16 protein-coding genes are annotated in these 15427 nt (G+C 61.1%); 14 read left to right on the top strand and 2 right to left on the bottom strand.

From position 1 onward, the window contains the following. Window positions 1–79 precede the first annotated feature (79 nt). Window positions 80–1105: a DNA polymerase III subunit delta gene (gene holA / locus HCR84_RS08990; protein ID WP_166983727.1), complete on the top strand. Its 1026-nt coding sequence runs from the start codon at window positions 80–82 to the stop codon at window positions 1103–1105. A 69-nt stretch (window positions 1106–1174) separates the two neighbouring features. On the opposite strand, the gene rpsT is transcribed toward holA, so the two are convergent. Beyond that, window positions 1175–1435 carry a 30S ribosomal protein S20 gene (gene rpsT / locus HCR84_RS08985; RefSeq protein WP_166983726.1) on the bottom strand — a complete coding sequence of 87 codons (261 nt, stop codon included), beginning with the start codon at window positions 1433–1435 and terminating at the stop codon, window positions 1175–1177. A gap of 234 nt (window positions 1436–1669) precedes the next feature. On the opposite strand from rpsT, the gene lepA reads away from it, so the two are divergent. From lepA to hemW, 3 genes are read left to right on the top strand one after another with little or no spacing between them, the layout of a single operon-like run. Beyond that, on the top strand, window positions 1670–3523 hold the full coding sequence (gene lepA, locus HCR84_RS08980; protein WP_166983725.1) for a translation elongation factor 4: 1854 nt from the start codon (window positions 1670–1672) through the stop codon (window positions 3521–3523). 4 nt (window positions 3524–3527) lie between these two features. Next, complete coding sequence (locus HCR84_RS08975) at window positions 3528–4184, top strand: DUF1990 domain-containing protein (protein WP_166983724.1); 657 nt, start codon at window positions 3528–3530, stop codon at window positions 4182–4184. Further along, window positions 4185–5411, top strand: coding sequence for a radical SAM family heme chaperone HemW (gene hemW / locus HCR84_RS08970; RefSeq protein ID WP_166983723.1), 1227 nt, complete (start codon window positions 4185–4187; stop codon window positions 5409–5411). 1 nt (window position 5412) lies between these two features. Here hemW and HCR84_RS08965 read toward each other — a convergent pair whose 3' ends face one another. After that, on the bottom strand, window positions 5413–6093 hold the full coding sequence (locus tag HCR84_RS08965; RefSeq protein ID WP_166983722.1) for a DUF4870 domain-containing protein: 681 nt from the start codon (window positions 6091–6093) through the stop codon (window positions 5413–5415). A 177-nt stretch (window positions 6094–6270) separates the two neighbouring features. Here HCR84_RS08965 and hrcA point away from each other — a divergent pair, with 177 nt between their 5' ends. From hrcA to HCR84_RS08915, 10 genes are all read left to right on the top strand, one after another. Then, complete coding sequence (gene hrcA, locus HCR84_RS08960) at window positions 6271–7296, top strand: heat-inducible transcriptional repressor HrcA (protein ID WP_166983721.1); 1026 nt, start codon at window positions 6271–6273, stop codon at window positions 7294–7296. An 84-nt stretch (window positions 7297–7380) separates the two neighbouring features. Then, a complete protein-coding gene (gene dnaJ / locus HCR84_RS08955; protein ID WP_166983720.1) occupies window positions 7381–8487 on the top strand; it encodes a molecular chaperone DnaJ in 1107 nt (368 codons plus the stop codon). Window position 8488: 1 nt separating this feature from the next. Further along, entirely contained in the window at window positions 8489–9217 is a 729-nt protein-coding gene (locus HCR84_RS08950) for a 16S rRNA (uracil(1498)-N(3))-methyltransferase (protein ID WP_166983719.1), read from the top strand. Window positions 9218–9252: 35 nt separating this feature from the next. Further along, window positions 9253–9609, top strand: a complete 357-nt coding sequence (locus HCR84_RS08945; RefSeq protein ID WP_166983718.1) for an HIT domain-containing protein — start codon at window positions 9253–9255, stop codon at window positions 9607–9609. Further along, the gene (locus HCR84_RS08940; protein ID WP_434063536.1) at window positions 9596–10684 is read left to right on the top strand and encodes a PhoH family protein; all 1089 of its coding nucleotides are present in this window, start codon (window positions 9596–9598) and stop codon (window positions 10682–10684) included. Before HCR84_RS08945 ends, HCR84_RS08940 begins: the two co-directional genes overlap by 14 nt. Then, window positions 10681–11145 carry an rRNA maturation RNase YbeY gene (gene ybeY, locus HCR84_RS08935; protein WP_166983717.1) on the top strand — a complete coding sequence of 155 codons (465 nt, stop codon included), beginning with the start codon at window positions 10681–10683 and terminating at the stop codon, window positions 11143–11145. The genes HCR84_RS08940 and ybeY overlap by 4 nt, the downstream gene beginning before the upstream one ends. Next, entirely contained in the window at window positions 11146–12438 is a 1293-nt protein-coding gene (locus tag HCR84_RS08930) for a hemolysin family protein (protein ID WP_235940854.1), read from the top strand. Continuing rightward, a complete protein-coding gene (era, locus tag HCR84_RS08925; protein ID WP_166983716.1) occupies window positions 12435–13340 on the top strand; it encodes a GTPase Era in 906 nt (301 codons plus the stop codon). Before HCR84_RS08930 ends, era begins: the two co-directional genes overlap by 4 nt. 78 nt (window positions 13341–13418) lie before the next feature. Then, entirely contained in the window at window positions 13419–14612 is a 1194-nt protein-coding gene (locus HCR84_RS08920) for a sensor histidine kinase (RefSeq protein WP_166983715.1), read from the top strand. 16 nt (window positions 14613–14628) lie between these two features. Continuing rightward, complete coding sequence (locus HCR84_RS08915; protein WP_166983714.1) at window positions 14629–15294, top strand: response regulator; 666 nt, start codon at window positions 14629–14631, stop codon at window positions 15292–15294. Window positions 15295–15427 lie beyond the last annotated feature (133 nt).

Genomic DNA, 15427 nt, shown 5'->3' with positions numbered 1-15427 from the left:
GTCTGCTTGGCTGTGTCCGTGGAGCAACCCTGACGGTGCCGACGGATAAGCTGAGTTCGGACGGTGACGAAAGGAACACGTGGCAGCGACACGACGTAGTCCGGCAGCAAAGAGCTCAGCGGCCATACCGCAGCTCTCATGGCACGAGGTGCGTCCGGCACCCGTCGTGCTCGTTTCCGGGCCTCAAGATCTCTTCGCCGATCGCGCGATAAAAGGTCTCCGCGATTATCTGCGAGCTGAAGACCCGAATCTGGAGATCAACGATATCGACGCAGCTGCATACCAACCTGGTGAGCTGCTTACCCTCGCGAGTCCGTCGCTGTTCGCTGAGCCACGACTCATCCGCGTCAGCGGCGCAGAGAAATGCACCGACGCATTTCTGGCCGAATCGATCGAATACGTTGCGGGGCCTGCCGAAGGCGCATATCTCGTCGTGCGGCACGGTGGTGGCGTGCGAGGAAAGAAGCTGCTCGAAACCATCAGGGCAGCGTCGGGAACAGCGATTGAGATCGTCTGCAATGATCTGAAGAAGGATGCCGAGAAGTACGACTTCGCGAAGGCTGAGTTCGTTCGTGCTCGCAAGCAGATCACTCCGGGCGCTCTTCGTCAGATCGTCTCAGCATTCTCCGACGACGTCGCCGAGCTCGCCGCGGCCTGCCAGCAGCTCGTCGCCGATGCGGCAGATCAGATCACCGAGAGCATTGTTGACCGTTACTACGGAGGTCGCGTCGAGACGACGGCATTCGCCGTGGCTGACATTGCGCTAGCTGGCCGAACAGCGGAGGCGCTTCTCAGTCTGAGACATGCGCTCGACTCTGGCGCCGACCCGGTGCCGATCGTCGCTGCCTTTGCAATGAAAGTGCGTGCGATGGCGAAGGTGGCGAATGCTACCGGGAGTTCGGGCCAGCTTGCGGGGGCTCTTGGGATGGCTCCATGGCAGGTCGATCGTGCCCGCCGTGACGTTCGCGGTTGGACTGACGAAGCACTGGGCAGCGCGCTCACGGCACTGGCCGAAGCTGACGCCGCGGTCAAGGGCGCAGAGCGAGACCCGGTGTTCGCCGTCGAGAGGCTGATCGGTGTGATCGCGTCTCGTGGACGGGTCTGAGTCTTCGATCAGCTCTTAACGTCGAAAGACCCCGCCGTAGCGGGGCCTTTCGACGTTAAGAATGTGCGCTTAGAGGGCGTTGACCTTCTGAGCAAGACCGGCCTTGCGGTTAGCCGCCTGGTTGCGGTGGATGACACCCTTGCTTACTGCCTTGTCGAGCTTCTTCGACGCGAGTGCGAGAGCCTTGGTTGCCTTGTCCTTGTCGCCTGCAGCGACAGCATCACGGGCACCGCGCACGGCGGTCTTGAGCTCGCTCTTGACCTGGCGGTTGCGCTCCTGAGCCTTGAGGTTGGTGCCGATTCGCTTGATCTGCGACTTAATGTTTGCCACGTTTATATGTGCCTTCGTTTGGTGTGTTCGGTGGTGCCGGTGGGGCGAGAGAGGGCGCTCCCGGCAGTTCGTGCGGTTTCCGCCACACGCAAGCCAACGCCCAATGCTACCAGCTTCGACGGAGCGCCGTAACCAACGGGCCCTCGCGGCATGTCGGCTTCGCGTTCTCCGCGAACCTTTGACCAGCGACATGGGACAATGGTGCTTTACCGACTGAACAGAGTAAGGAACGCGTTGAGCCCCAGAGCAATGACGGCCCTTGAGCCAGCCGCTACCGATCCTGCGTTCATCCGCAACTTTTGCATCATCGCACATATCGACCACGGAAAGTCGACGCTCGCTGACCGCATGCTTCAGGTCACGGGGATTGTCGCCGATCGAGATATGCGGGCACAGTACCTTGACCGGATGGACATCGAGCGCGAGCGCGGAATCACGATCAAGAGCCAAGCCGTGCGCATGCCCTGGGAGAAGGACGGCACGACATTCGCTCTTAACATGATCGACACTCCTGGGCACGTGGATTTCACGTACGAGGTCTCCCGCTCACTCGCTGCCTGCGAAGGAGCGGTTCTGCTCGTTGACGCCGCACAGGGGATCGAGGCGCAGACCCTCGCCAATCTGTATCTCGCACTCGAGAACGACCTTGAGATCATTCCCGTGCTGAACAAGATCGACCTCCCAGCGGCAGACCCAGACAAGTATGCTGCCGAGCTCGCCAATCTCATCGGCGGTTCACCAGACGATGTTCTGCGCGTCTCGGGTAAGACAGGAGCTGGTGTCGACGAGCTTCTCGATCGTGTCGTCGGGCGGGTACCCGCTCCAGCTGGCGACGAGGAGGCACCGGCCCGAGCAATGATCTTCGATTCGGTATACGACAGCTACCGTGGGGTCGTCACCTACGTTCGCATGGTTGACGGCTCATTGCGACCGCGCCAAAAGGTGCAGATGATGTCGACGACCGCGACGCACGAGCTCCTGGAGATCGGCGTATCGTCCCCGGAGCCGACACCGAGCAAAGGATTGGGCGTCGGCGAAGTCGGCTACCTCATCACTGGTGTGAAAGATGTCAGGCAATCCCGAGTCGGCGACACTGTCACCGATTCGAAGACTCCGGCGCAGAAAGCGCTGCCTGGGTACACCGACCCGAAGCCGATGGTGTTTTCGGGGCTCTATCCGATTGATGGTGCGGATTACACCGACCTGCGCGAGGCGCTCGACAAGCTCAAGCTGTCGGATGCTGCGCTGGCTTACGAGCCTGAGACGTCCGTTGCGCTTGGCTTCGGCTTCCGCTGTGGATTTCTCGGATTGCTTCACCTGGAGATCGTGAGCGAGAGACTTCAACGGGAATTCGGGCTCGATCTCATCGCAACAGCACCGAGTGTCACGTACGAGGTGACAACCGAAGACAAGAAGACGGTGACGGTCACCAACCCGAGCGAGTTTCCCGAGGGCAAGATCAGCACTGTGTCCGAACCCGTCGTGAAGGTCGGGATCATCGCGCCAAAGGAATATGTCGGCACGATTATGGAGCTGTGTCAATCGCGCAGAGGAACTCTGCTCGGCATGGAGTACCTGGGAGAGGAACGCGTCGAGATTCGGTACAGCATGCCCCTTGGCGAGATCGTGTTCGACTTCTTCGACCATCTCAAAAGCCGAACGCAGGGGTATGCGTCCCTCGATTACGAACCGATGGGGGAGCAAGAATCCGATCTGGTCAAAGTTGACATTCTGCTTCAGGGCGATCAGGTCGATGCGTTCAGCGCGATTGTGCACCGCGAGAAGGCATATGCCTATGGAGTGCTCATGACGGAGAGGCTCAAGAAGCTCATCCCACGGCAACAGTTCGAGGTTCCCGTGCAGGCGGCCATCGGATCGCGTATTATCGCTCGCGAGTCGATCCGCGCAATGCGAAAAGACGTTCTCGCAAAGTGTTACGGCGGCGACATCTCGCGAAAGCGAAAGCTGCTGGAGAAGCAGAAAGAGGGCAAGAAGCGCATGAAGATGGTTGGGCGCGTGGAAGTGCCCCAGGAGGCTTTCATCGCGGCTCTCAGCGGCGAGACCGAGACAAAGAAGGACAAGAAGTAAGCTGATGCGCCGGTCCAACTTCGAAGACAAGCCGACGGACTACGCGGCCGTCGGCGCGACTCAGGCTGCCGACCTCTTGCAGTACCCTCCCGATGGCTACAAACCGTACGAGGACACCATCAAGATCGGCAGCGGCGATGAGCGTTTCGCCGCTGCATCCGCCTCAATTCTCTCGTGGCAAGTACTTCGGCTCGCGGGAATCACCGTTTCAGACATCGAGCGAGGCAGCGGCGACGCCTACCAAGGTGTGCGCTTCGCAGAGGACGGCACGCCGATACGGCCGGGTGCCGATCGGACGGAGGACCGCTTCTCTTCTGATGGCACCCCATACATCACGTCGGGAACGACGGCAACGCTATCGGGCCGCGTCGGGCAATATTCTGTTCGTGGGCACGTGCGCGTTGTGTATGTGATTGAAGATCCGCAGCGTGTGGCATTTGCGTTTGGAACCGTCTCCGGGCATGCGATCAGCGGCGAGGAATCGTTCGCGATCGAGCATCGCGATGACGACAGCGTGTGGTTCACCGTGCGGGCATTCGTGAGACCTGCCCGGTGGTTTTACACGGTGTTTCCGTTTTTGCTCATGCGGCGTCGCAAGCGATTGTCTGCCCAGTATCTGCGGGCACTGTCGCCCGCCTGGGCGAACGACGTGCGCGAATAGATGTCTCCGTCCGCTCTGCCGCTCGGCGACCCCGCACCACCCGATGGGCGTCTTCCGCCGTCGGCTGCCGTTGACTCCGCAGCGCGTGATCTCGGCGTGTACGTGCACGTGCCGTTCTGCCGCGTTCGCTGCGGCTACTGTGATTTCAACACCTACACAGCCACAGAGCTTCGCGGCGCACGCCAGGTGGATTACGCCGATGAAGCGCTGCAGGAAGTGCGTCTAGCCTGGCAGGTCCTTGACGACCTCGGTGCAGAGTCGCGCACACTGTCGACGGTGTTCTTCGGCGGGGGAACGCCGACGCTCTTGCCCGCGCAAGACCTGGCGCGGATGCTAGCTGGTGTTCGCGACCAGTTCGGCTTGAGCGAGAATGCCGAAGTGACGACGGAGGCGAATCCGGATAGCGTCGACGCACGCTACCTTCAGGACCTTGCGGACGCCGGGTTCACACGGGTCTCCTTCGGAATGCAATCCGCTGTTCCGCACGTGCTCTCCACCCTGGAGCGCACGCACGACCCTGCCCGAATCCCCGACGTTGTTTCGGCCGCTCGCGATGCTGGGCTCAGCGTCAGTCTCGATCTCATATACGGTGCCCCTGGGGAGAGCCTCGACGATTGGAAACGCTCACTGGAGCACGCGTTGCGCCAGAACCCTGATCACCTGTCTGCGTATGCCCTGATCGTTGAGGACGGCACGAAGCTCGCCCGCCAGATTCGCCGAGGTGAGGTCGCCATCCCCGATGACGATCTCGAGGCCGACATGTACGAGGTTGCAGAATCGACGCTCGCCGCCGAGGGCTTCAGCTGGTACGAAGTCAGCAATTGGGCGCGCACTCCCGACGAACGGTCGCGCCACAATCGCGCGTATTGGACGGGACAGGACTGGTGGGGGGTCGGCCCGGGAGCGCACAGTCACGTTGGGGGCGTGCGCTGGTGGAACGTCAAGCACCCCGCAGCATATGCGGCGCGGCTTGCCGATGCGACATCGCCAGCCGCTGGCAGGGAAACGCTCGACAGCGAGACGCGACGGATCGAGCGAATTCTCCTCGAAACCCGAATCCGAGAGGGACTCTCGACACGTGTGCTGAGCGCTTCTGGGCGGACCGCTGTCGCTGAGCTCATTGCCGATGAGCTCGTTAACGCCGAAGCCGCCCTTCGCGGTCGAATCGTACTGACCGTAAAAGGGCGGCTCCTGGCCGACGCCGTCGTGCGACGTCTGACCGACTGACTTACTTGATGAAGCGGAAGTTGACCGGGTAGCGGTACGGCTGACCACCCTTGACCTTGACTCCGCCGATGATCGAGAAGATCAGGTTGAGAATGTACGGGAGCCAGCTCAAGAGGCTGAACAGTGCAGTCAGACCGCCGATCGCGCCGAAGCTTCCCCCAGCGATCATGGACGTCACGATGATGCCGCTCAAAATGCCCACGATGATCGACCATGCGATCATGACGATAAGGATCGTAATCTGCCAGTTGAGAGCCTCTTTTGCTTCCTGACGCACGAAAGGACCACGGTCCTTGAACACCAGGTAGATGATGAGCGACGGCAGAATGCTCAGAACACCGCCGAAGTGGGACCACATCGCCCACATCTTGTCATCTTGAGGAGTGAGCGGCTGAGCACCGGGAGCCTGGGAGTACTGGGGCTGACCGTACGGCTGCTGTCCTTGCTGCGGGGGCTGCTGTGCATACGGCTGCTGACCGTAGGGCTGCTGTCCTTGCTGCGGGGGCTGCTGTGCATACGGCTGCTGACCCGGCTGACCCTGCTGCGGCGGCTGCTGCTGTCCATACTGGGGTGGCTGCTGCTGGCCGTACTGCGGCTGCTGCGGTGGTGTCTGGGATGGCTGGCCTTGCGTGTTGGGCGGCTGATTTGGATCGGCCGGCTGCGGTGCATTCGGGTCAGTCATTGCTTCGCCTTTCGCTGTGGTGAGTTCGCTTGCTGGCGAACGCTCGAGTCAAGTCCTTCGCAAGACTTAGGAGTAAACCTACAGACACGGCGGTGAGGCTGCAATTGTCCGCGCCGCATTGTCACCGACTAAGATTGGCACTCTGAGAGAACGAGTGCCAGAGAGGAGGCGGTAACCGTGGTGTCTGAACGCAGTCTCGATGTTCTGCGGGCGATCGTCACCGACTACGTGTCTTCTCGCGAACCTGTGGGCTCAAAGAGCATCGTCGATCGTCACAGGTTCGGTGTCTCTGCCGCCACGATACGCAACGATATGGCGTTGCTCGAGGAAGAAGAGCTCATCGTCGCTCCCCACACCTCGTCTGGTCGTGTGCCGACAGATAAGGGGTATCGACTCTTCGTCGATCAGCTTGCTGATAAGCGGCCGCTTTCGCCTGCCCAGCGCCGTGCCATTGAGATGTTCCTTGAGCCATCGGCCGACCTTGACGACGTTCTGCGGCGAACTGTTCGCCTTCTCTCGCAGCTGACAAACCAAGTGGCCCTCGTTCAGTACCCGTCGTTCGCGCGGGCGTCCGTGCGTCACGTCGAGCTTGTCATTGTGAGCGAAAGCACGTTGCTTGTCGTCGTAATCATCGATAACGGACGCGTTGATCAGCGACTTGTTGAAGCAGATCATCCGCTCGACGATGATGCGGTCGGGAGTATCAAGGTTCAGATCAACGACGACGTCTCGTCGCGCACTGTCAATGCCGCCGCCGTTGAGCTCATGAATCGCGGTGAGAAGGACGCAGCGGGGGAGCCTTCTGCGCTTGCTGGTGCGGTGCGCGACGTCGTGCTCGAGGTTCTCGGCCATTATCGCGAAGACCGCCTGGTAATGGCGGGCGCTGCGAACCTTGCGCGAACAGAAGAGGATTTCTCAGGAAGCATTTTTCCCGTGCTCGAGGCGCTGGAGCAGCAGGTCGTGCTGCTCCGACTGTTCGGCGAGATGCAGGCCGACCAGCTGGGAGTCTCGGCGAGCATCGGCAGAGAAAACGCACCGTTCGGTCTCGATGAGACAAGCATCGTGACGAGCGGGTACCGTTCCTCTGCTGGCGAAATCGCCCGTCTTGGTGTGCTCGGACCCACGAGAATGGACTATGCGGGAAACATCACGGCCGTGCGCGCCGTTGCCCGCTATCTTTCTCGGCTTCTCGGGGTCGAGTGACACTCTCCACGTGCGCGGCTCGGCGCACAGAATTGCACAACCGCCGGACGAGCCCGACCGGCGAACGACGAGGAAAGGCCGCGAGTGGCTGACCACTACGAAACCCTCGGCGTGTCGCGTGACGCGTCTGTCGACGAGATCAAGAAGGCATACCGCAAGCTTGCGCGGCAGCTGCACCCTGACGTCAACCCAAGTCCCGAGGCAGCAGAGACGTTTAAGAATGTCACGCACGCCTATGACGTGCTCAGCGATTCGCAGCAGCGCGCCGAATATGATGCCGGGGGCCGCAACCCGTTCGGCGGCGGCGGTGGTGGCTTCGGTGGATTCGGCGACATCTTCGATACGTTCTTCGGCGGTGGAGGCGGCGCAGGGCGTGGCCCCCGATCGCGCCAAGAGCGAGGAGAAGATGCGCTTCTGCGTATTGAGATCGACCTCATCGATGTGATGTTCGGAACCACGAAGCACATCGAGGTCGACACGGCGGTGCTCTGCGAGACCTGCGAAGGTTCGTGCTGTCAACCGGGGACATCACCGATCACCTGTGACATCTGCCACGGAACGGGGCAGGTGCAGCGCACCGTTCGGTCACTGCTCGGCAACGTCGTCACCGCAAGCCCGTGTGGATCGTGCCGGGGGTACGGCACGATCATTCCAAACCCGTGCGTGACGTGCCAGGGGCAGGGTCGCGTGCGCGCACGCCGCACCGTTTCGGTAGATATCCCCTCTGGCGTCGACACCGGGCTGCGTCTGCAGATGCCAGGAAGCGGCGAGGTCGGACAAGGCGGCGGTCCATCGGGCGATCTCTATCTCGAGATCAAGGTGAGGCACGACGACGTCTTCAGCCGCAACGGCGACGACGTTCTCTGCACCCTCGAAGTGTCAATGGCCGATGCGATCATCGGTACGACGAGCACGATCAATGCACTGGACGGTGACGTCGATCTTGATATTCGCCCTGGCGTTCAGAGCGGCGATGTTCTGGTGATCAAGGACCGCGGGATCACGGGTCTGCGCAGCAGCGCGCGCGGAGATCTGCGTGTCGGCGTGCAAGTGGTGACGCCGTCGAAGCTCGATCATAAGGAACGGGAGATGATCCGCCAGTTCTCGGAGCGCCGTCGCGACCCGAAGCCCGAACTCGCTCACTTTCAGCAGGGCCTCTTCGCGAAGCTTCGCGACCGTTTTGTGAGCTGACATGAGCAGTCTCTTCCTCAATGACGCGCTCGAGGGCGCGTCGCCTGGTGACCGCCTTGTGCTCTCCGGGTTGGAAGCAAAGCACGCCGTTTCGGTCTCTCGTGTTCGTGCCGGTGAAGCGGTGCTCGTCGGAAACGGTCGCGGGCTGCTCGTCGAGTGCGTCGTCGAGACGGCTCGTCCGACTGAAGTCACACTGCGCGCAGAGAGCGTGAGCAGCCACGACGAGCGGCAGCCCGTGATCTCGCTTGCCCAGGCCCTGGCGAAAGGCGATCGAGACGAACGGGCGGTGCAGATGTGCACGGAACTCGGCGTCAGCTGCATCATTCCGTGGCAGGCAAAGCGCAGCGTGTCACGCTGGGACGCCGCAAAGGCAGCCAAGGGTGCGCAACGGTGGCAGACGATCGCGCGCGAGGCGACGAAGCAGTCATTGAGAGCACACGTTCCGACAGTGAAGCCGCTCGCCACAACCGCGATGCTTGCCTCAGGCAGCGCGGAACAGCGGATGCTGGTGCTCGACCCCGACGCAGAAACCGCGCTCAGCAGCATCCAGCTCGATGATCGTTCGATCGTTCTCGTTGTCGGTCCGGAGGGCGGAATCGCCGACGAGGAGCTACGCGAGCTCACCGCGGCGAATGCCGAGAGGGTGCGTCTTGGCTCACAGGTGCTGCGCACGTCGTCTGCCGGCGCGGCGGCGCTCGCAGTTCTCAACGTCTTGACACAGGAATGGTAGCTACCGCGCACGCGATGGTTCCGTAGGATAGAGGCATGACAGAGACAACTCCGAGCATCTTCAGCCGCATCATCTCCCGTGAGATTCCGGCGACGATTGTCGCGGAGAACGATGATCTGATTGCGTTCGAAGACATCAATCCTCAGGCACCAGTTCACGTGCTTGTTGTGCCCAAAACAGCAGAGTACGCAACAGTTGCAGAGCTCGCTGCCGCAGATCCCGCACTCCTAGCGAAGCTTGTTGCACAGGCACAGCAGATCGCGGATGAACGCGCTGGTGGACAATACCGGCTGATTTTCAACAGCGGTGCGGACGCTGGCCAGACAGTTTTCCACGTGCATGCCCATGTGCTGGCTGGAGATCTCGGAGAGGGAACACTTGTCGGACACTGACCAACCACAACCGCACAGCGAGGCGACGGCAGAGATTCTCGTCGACGGCATCGCAATGGTGCAGGTGCTCGGGCCCCAGGACCGCCTTCTGACGACCATTGAGCAGGAGCATCCTGATGTCGACGTGCACGTTCGCGGCAACAGAATCACACTCACAGGCCCGGAGCCCGCAGTTGCGGCTGCCCGCCAGCTGATTGAGCAACTGCTTGAGCTCGCGCGCAGCGGGCACGATCTTGCGCAGTCGGATGTGACGACGTCGTCACGCCTCATCGAAGAGGGCGGCCACACGCCGACCGAGGTGCTCGGACAGACGATCCTCTCTGCACGAGGCAAGGCGATCAGGGCGAAGACGGCTGGGCAGAAGTCATACGTCGACGCGATCGACGAGAACACAATCACCTTCGGCATCGGGCCGGCAGGGACCGGCAAAACCTATCTCGCCATGGCGAAGGCCGTGCAGGCGCTGCAGCGAAAAGAAGTGACACGGATCATCTTGTCGCGACCGGCGATCGAAGCAGGGGAGAGGCTCGGGTTCTTGCCCGGCACACTCACGGACAAGATCGATCCCTACCTGCGACCGCTGTATGACGCACTGAACGAGATGATGGACCCCGAGATCGTTCCAAAGCTTCTGGCGACAGGAACCATTGAAGTGGCGCCTCTCGCGTATATGCGCGGGCGAACACTGAATGATTCGTTCGTCGTGCTCGATGAAGCTCAGAATACGACACCCGAGCAGATGAAGATGTTTCTCACGCGACTCGGCTTCAATTCAAAGATGGTCGTGACCGGGGACATCACTCAGGTAGATCTTCCAGGGGCGTCCTCCGGCCTTCGCCTGGTCACACGGGTGCTGAACACCATCGATGACATCGAATTCTGTCGGCTGACGAGCGACGACGTGGTGCGTCACACCCTCGTCGGACAGATCGTCGACGCGTACAGCGAGTACGACGAGCGACAGCAGGCAGAGCGCTCTGAGCGAGAACAGGCACGTGAGTTCGCGAACCGAGTCGAGAAGCGCGGGCGCCAGCAACGTGATGCAAAACGCAAACCTGGAGGCTTCAGCTCGTGAGCATCGAGATCAACAACGAATCTGCAGTCGCGGTCGATGAAGCAGCGCTGCTGAGGCTTTGCAACCACGCGCTCGGCGTGATGCACGTGAGCGCGGAGGCTGAGCTGAACATCGTCGTCGTCGACGAGGGCGCGATGGAGCAGTTGCACGTGCAATGGATGGATGAGCCCGGGCCGACGGACGTTCTCAGTTTTCCCATGGACGAGCTGAGACCCGGAACCGAAGAGAACCCCGCGCCACCCGGACTGCTCGGCGACATTGTGCTCTGCCCGCAGGTTGCCGAAATGCAGGCAGAGACGGCGGGCCACTCAACGCTGGATGAGCTTCTGCTCTTGACCACCCACGGCATCCTGCATCTGCTCGGATTCGATCACGCTGAGCCGGACGAAGAGCGCGAGATGTTCGGAATTCAGCGAGACATTCTGCTGTCGTTCGCCACAATAGACCGCCACGGAGCTTAGGTGCTTCTCGTCATCTTTGCCTGTGCGGCGCTCGTGCTCATCGCCTTCGCCGGGCTGCTGACCGCAGCTGACGCAGCAATCGGTGTGAAATCTCGCAACGACATTCAGGATCTCGCCGAGCAGCCACGGCGATCGCGAGCGCTCGAAGCCATTGCACTCGACCCCGGCTCGCACATGAACTCCATCAACTTCATGCGCATTTTCGCCGAAACCACGGCCGCCGTCCTCGTGACACTCGTTTTCGTGCGACTTTTTGAACAGCTGTGGCTTGCGCTGCTGATTTCGGCCTTCATCATGACTCTCGCCTCTTTCGTTCTCGTCGGGGCAAGTCCGCGGAGCTACGGACGCAATCAGGCAGACATGATTCTGCGCCTCACCGCTCCGCTCATCCACTTCGTGCGGGTTCTGCTCGGCCCTGTCGCGCATGCTCTGATGGCGTTCGGCAACCGGGTGACGCCCGGAGTGCCGCGCGAGATCTCGTTTTCGTCGGAAGAGCAGCTGCTCAGCATGGTTGATGAAGCCACAGAGATGAGTGTGCTCGAAGAGGACGATCGGGAGCTGATTCACTCGATTTTCGAGTTCAATGACACCTACGTGCGTGAGGTGATGATTCCACGCACTGACATGGTGAGCATCGATCACGACACAACGGTCAGTGCCGCACTCGGCGTTTTTCTCGGCACGGGCATTTCTCGGGCTCCCGTCGTTTCTGACGATGTCGACGAGGTCCTCGGCATCCTCTATTTGAAGGATTTGGCGCGGGTCGTCTACGAAGGCGACGCTGACGCGCAGCGAAACCCCGCTCTGGATCTGGTTCGCCCCGCCTGGTTCGTTCCCGAATCGAAGAAGGTCGATGACTTGCTTCAGCAGATGCAGGTGGAGTCGAATCATCTCGCGATGGTTGTCGATGAATATGGCGGTATCGCGGGGCTTGTCACCCTCGAAGACTTGATCGAAGAGCTCATCGGAGACATTGCGGACGAGTACGATCGTGAGCCTCTCGACGTTGAGCAGCTGACGACTTCTCAGTTTCGGGTGCGTTCGCGGCTTTCCATCGATGAGCTCGGCGACCTCTTCGATATCGAGATCGATGACGACGATGTCGATTCGGCCGGCGGGCTCCTCACCAAAGCGCTCGATCGGCTGCCGGTGTCTGGGGACCGCGTCAGCACTCACGGGTTGGTGATGACGGCCGAGCGAACCCACGGAAGACAAGGCGAAATCAGCACGATTATCGTGCAGCGTGACGTGGGGGCTCATGCCGCCGATTCACCCGAACAGGAGCAGAAATGACTGAACCGGAACACGAAGGGTATCGCGCAGGTTTTGTCTCATTCGTTGGGCGCCCGAACGTCGGGAAATCGACGCTGATGAATGCGCTAGTCGGCACAAAGGTTGCAATAACGAGCGCAAAGCCGCAGACAACGCGCAAAGCGATTCGCGGCATCATCAGCGGCGACGACGGTCAGGTCATCATTGTGGACACGCCAGGGGTGCACCGACCGAGAACGCTGCTTGGCGAACGACTCAACGATCTTGTGCAGTCCACTCTCGGCGACATGGATGTGATTGGGCTCTGTGTGCCGGCGGGGGACAAGATCGGGCCGGGCGATCGTTACATCAACCAGCAGCTCGACGATTATCCGCGCGCGAAGAAGGTGGCCATCGTCACGAAGATCGACGCGGTGCCGAAGGCGCGGGTTGCCGACCAGCTGTTGGCGGTCTCTCAACTTCGGGAATGGGATGAGATCATCCCCGTTTCCAGCATTGAGGCTGTTCAACTTGACGTGCTTGTCGCACAGCTCGTCAAGCTTCTCCCTGAATCGCCGAAGCTCTATCCAGACGAGCGGATCACTGACGAATCGCTCGAAGACCGCATTGCCGAATTTATTCGGGAGGCCGCACTCGAGGGTGTGCATGATGAGCTGCCCCATTCGCTTGCCGTGACGATCGACGACATCAGCACGAGAGACGACAAGCCTCTCGTCGACATTTACGCGAATATCTTCGTCGAGCGAGATAGCCAGAAGGCGATTGTGATCGGCAAGCATGGGGCACGTCTCCGAGAGGTCGGAGAGAGAGCCCGTGCGCAGATCGAGCCCCTCGTTGAGTCAAAGGTGTTCCTTTCGCTTCGAGTGAAAGTAGCGCGCGAGTGGCAACGCGACCCCAAGCAGCTCGGCCGGCTCGGATTCTGATTCGACGCCATGCCACCGGAGGATGATTTTGCGCATCCACGGGATGATCAGGGGTCGTCTCAGGCCAAAGGCGCGTTCATGAGAACTACTCTTGAGCGCATGATCCGAGCTTTGCTGCCGCGTCAATACGCGATCGATGGGGCCGTTGGGGCGCTCGTTGCGCTGCTGTGTCTTCCATTCGCGTTGCGCGGCAATTTCATCGAGCCCTGGGTGGTGCTCGTGGTCTGGGGATCTCTTTCGCTGCGGCGCGCATCACCAGGAATCGCTCTCACCATTTCCTGGGTCGCGGTGATCGCGCAGATGGCGTTCGGAGCTTCGGCAAACGCCTACAACGTGGCCATTCCGATCATCCTCTACGCCACGGCCCGCTATGGAGACGGCTGGGTGCGCTGGTACGGGCTCATCTCTGCCGTCGTCGGGGGACTCGTCGCGTCTGCCTACACGGTGCTTGTCACGAACACGGGTGTGACCGCCAATGCCGAGGCACTCCCGATTCTGGTATTCGCCACGGTCGCGGGCGCGACGGCCGGGGTTGTCGTTCTTGGGCTTTCGTGGACTCTTGGGCAGCTGATGCGCACAGCTGATGCTGCTCGTCAGGCAGGCTATGAACGCTTTCGAGCGCGTCAGGCGCAATCGCTCGCCGAGCGCGCCACCGTCGTCGAGCAAGAACGCGGCAGGATCGCGCGCGATATGCATGATGTGGTTGCGCACTCGCTTGCCGTTGTCGTCGCTCAGGCCGATGGAGCTCGATACGTGCACAAGGGAGACGCCGATGCGCTGGCACGGACGCTTGAGACTGTATCCGACACGGCGCGACATGCGCTGGGCGACGTGCGGCTGCTTTTGAGTGAACTGCGTCACGAGCAGGAAGCCGGCCCTCAGCCCGGCTTCGCAGACATTGACACACTCGTTGAGACAATGCGAAGTGCGGGACTTATGGTGTCGTACACCCTTGTCGGCACGCTGCCCGACCTTCCGACGGGTCGACAGATTGCCGCATATCGCATCATGCAAGAGGCCCTCACGAACGCGATGCACCACGGGGAACCGCACCGTGACGTCGAGGTTACGGTGGTCGGCAGCGATGCCGGTGTCGAACTCATCGTGCAGAACGTGGTCGGTCAGAGTGCTCCTTCGCGGGGCACAGACCTGTCACGGGGACACGGCCTACCCGGAATGCGCGAACGCGCCACACTGGCGGGCGGTACCCTCGATATCGACGCGTCGACACCCGGTTGGTTCCGTGTGATCGCCCGTCTTCCGATCGCGTGAGTGAGGCTTGATCCCCATGACAGAACCTATTTCCGTCGCGCTCGTTGATGATCAATCACTTTTTCGAGCTGGGATCCGCATGCTCATTGACTCGCAGCAGGATCTCTCGTTCGCCGGGGAAGCAGAGAACGGGCTCAAAGGCGTTGAGCTCGTGCGTTCTCGGCGCCCCGATGTCGTACTCATGGACGTTCGCATGCCAGAGCTTGACGGCATCGAAGCGACGGAACGGATTCTGGCAGAGGCGGATTCTGCCGGACGCCCGGCACCGCGCGTGATCGTGCTCACCACATTTGAACTCGACGAAGGCGCTGCGCGCGCACTGCATATCGGCGCGAGTGGATTCCTCTTGAAGGACTCCCAGCCCGAATTCCTTCTTGCGGCGATCCGCTCGGTGCATTCCGGAAGTGCCGTGATCGCTCCGGGCGCGACGAAGGCGCTGCTGGCCCAGATGGGACAGCCGGCACGCAGTCGTGAGCCCATCGAATATGCGGCGCTGACGGAGCGCGAAAAGCAGATCTTTGTTCTCGCGGCATCCGGAATGAGCAATTCTGAGATCGCCCGCAAGGAATTCCTCAGCGAGGCCACGGTCAAAACGCACGTAAGCCGCGTGCTCAGCAAGCTCGGCACGCGCGATCGCGTGCAGCTGGTGATTTACGCGTACGAACACGGCATCGCCGGTTAACGCGTGCCGCCGCTCCCACTCGATGGTGTTATCCTGAAATCGTGTTTTCCACCGCGCTTCTCCTTAGCTGCCGCGACGAGGCTTAGCTCAAGCCCCACTCGTCGCGGAGTTCGTTGTCGGCTGCAGAAGATTC

Source organism: Paramicrobacterium fandaimingii, assembly GCF_011751745.2.
GTDB classification, from domain to species: Bacteria; Actinomycetota; Actinomycetes; order Actinomycetales; family Microbacteriaceae; genus Paramicrobacterium; species Paramicrobacterium fandaimingii.
This window is presented reverse-complemented; position numbering and strand designations above follow the sequence as displayed.

What these genes read in the sequence shown, in the direction of transcription:
- HCR84_RS08920 (WP_166983715.1), top strand. Translation starts at nt 13,419, where the DNA reads ATGAGAACTACTCTTGAGCGCATGATCCGAGCTTTGCTGCCGCGTCAA.
- HCR84_RS08945 (WP_166983718.1), top strand. Translation starts at nt 9,253, where the DNA reads ATGACAGAGACAACTCCGAGCATCTTCAGCCGCATCATCTCCCGTGAG.
- HCR84_RS08950 (WP_166983719.1), top strand. Translation starts at nt 8,489, where the DNA reads ATGAGCAGTCTCTTCCTCAATGACGCGCTCGAGGGCGCGTCGCCTGGT.
- HCR84_RS08915 (WP_166983714.1), top strand. Translation starts at nt 14,629, where the DNA reads ATGACAGAACCTATTTCCGTCGCGCTCGTTGATGATCAATCACTTTTT.
- hemW (WP_166983723.1), top strand. Translation starts at nt 4,185, where the DNA reads ATGTCTCCGTCCGCTCTGCCGCTCGGCGACCCCGCACCACCCGATGGG.
- era (WP_166983716.1), top strand. Translation starts at nt 12,435, where the DNA reads ATGACTGAACCGGAACACGAAGGGTATCGCGCAGGTTTTGTCTCATTC.
- HCR84_RS08975 (WP_166983724.1), top strand. Translation starts at nt 3,528, where the DNA reads ATGCGCCGGTCCAACTTCGAAGACAAGCCGACGGACTACGCGGCCGTC.
- HCR84_RS08965 (WP_166983722.1), bottom strand. Translation starts at nt 6,093, where the DNA reads ATGACTGACCCGAATGCACCGCAGCCGGCCGATCCAAATCAGCCGCCC.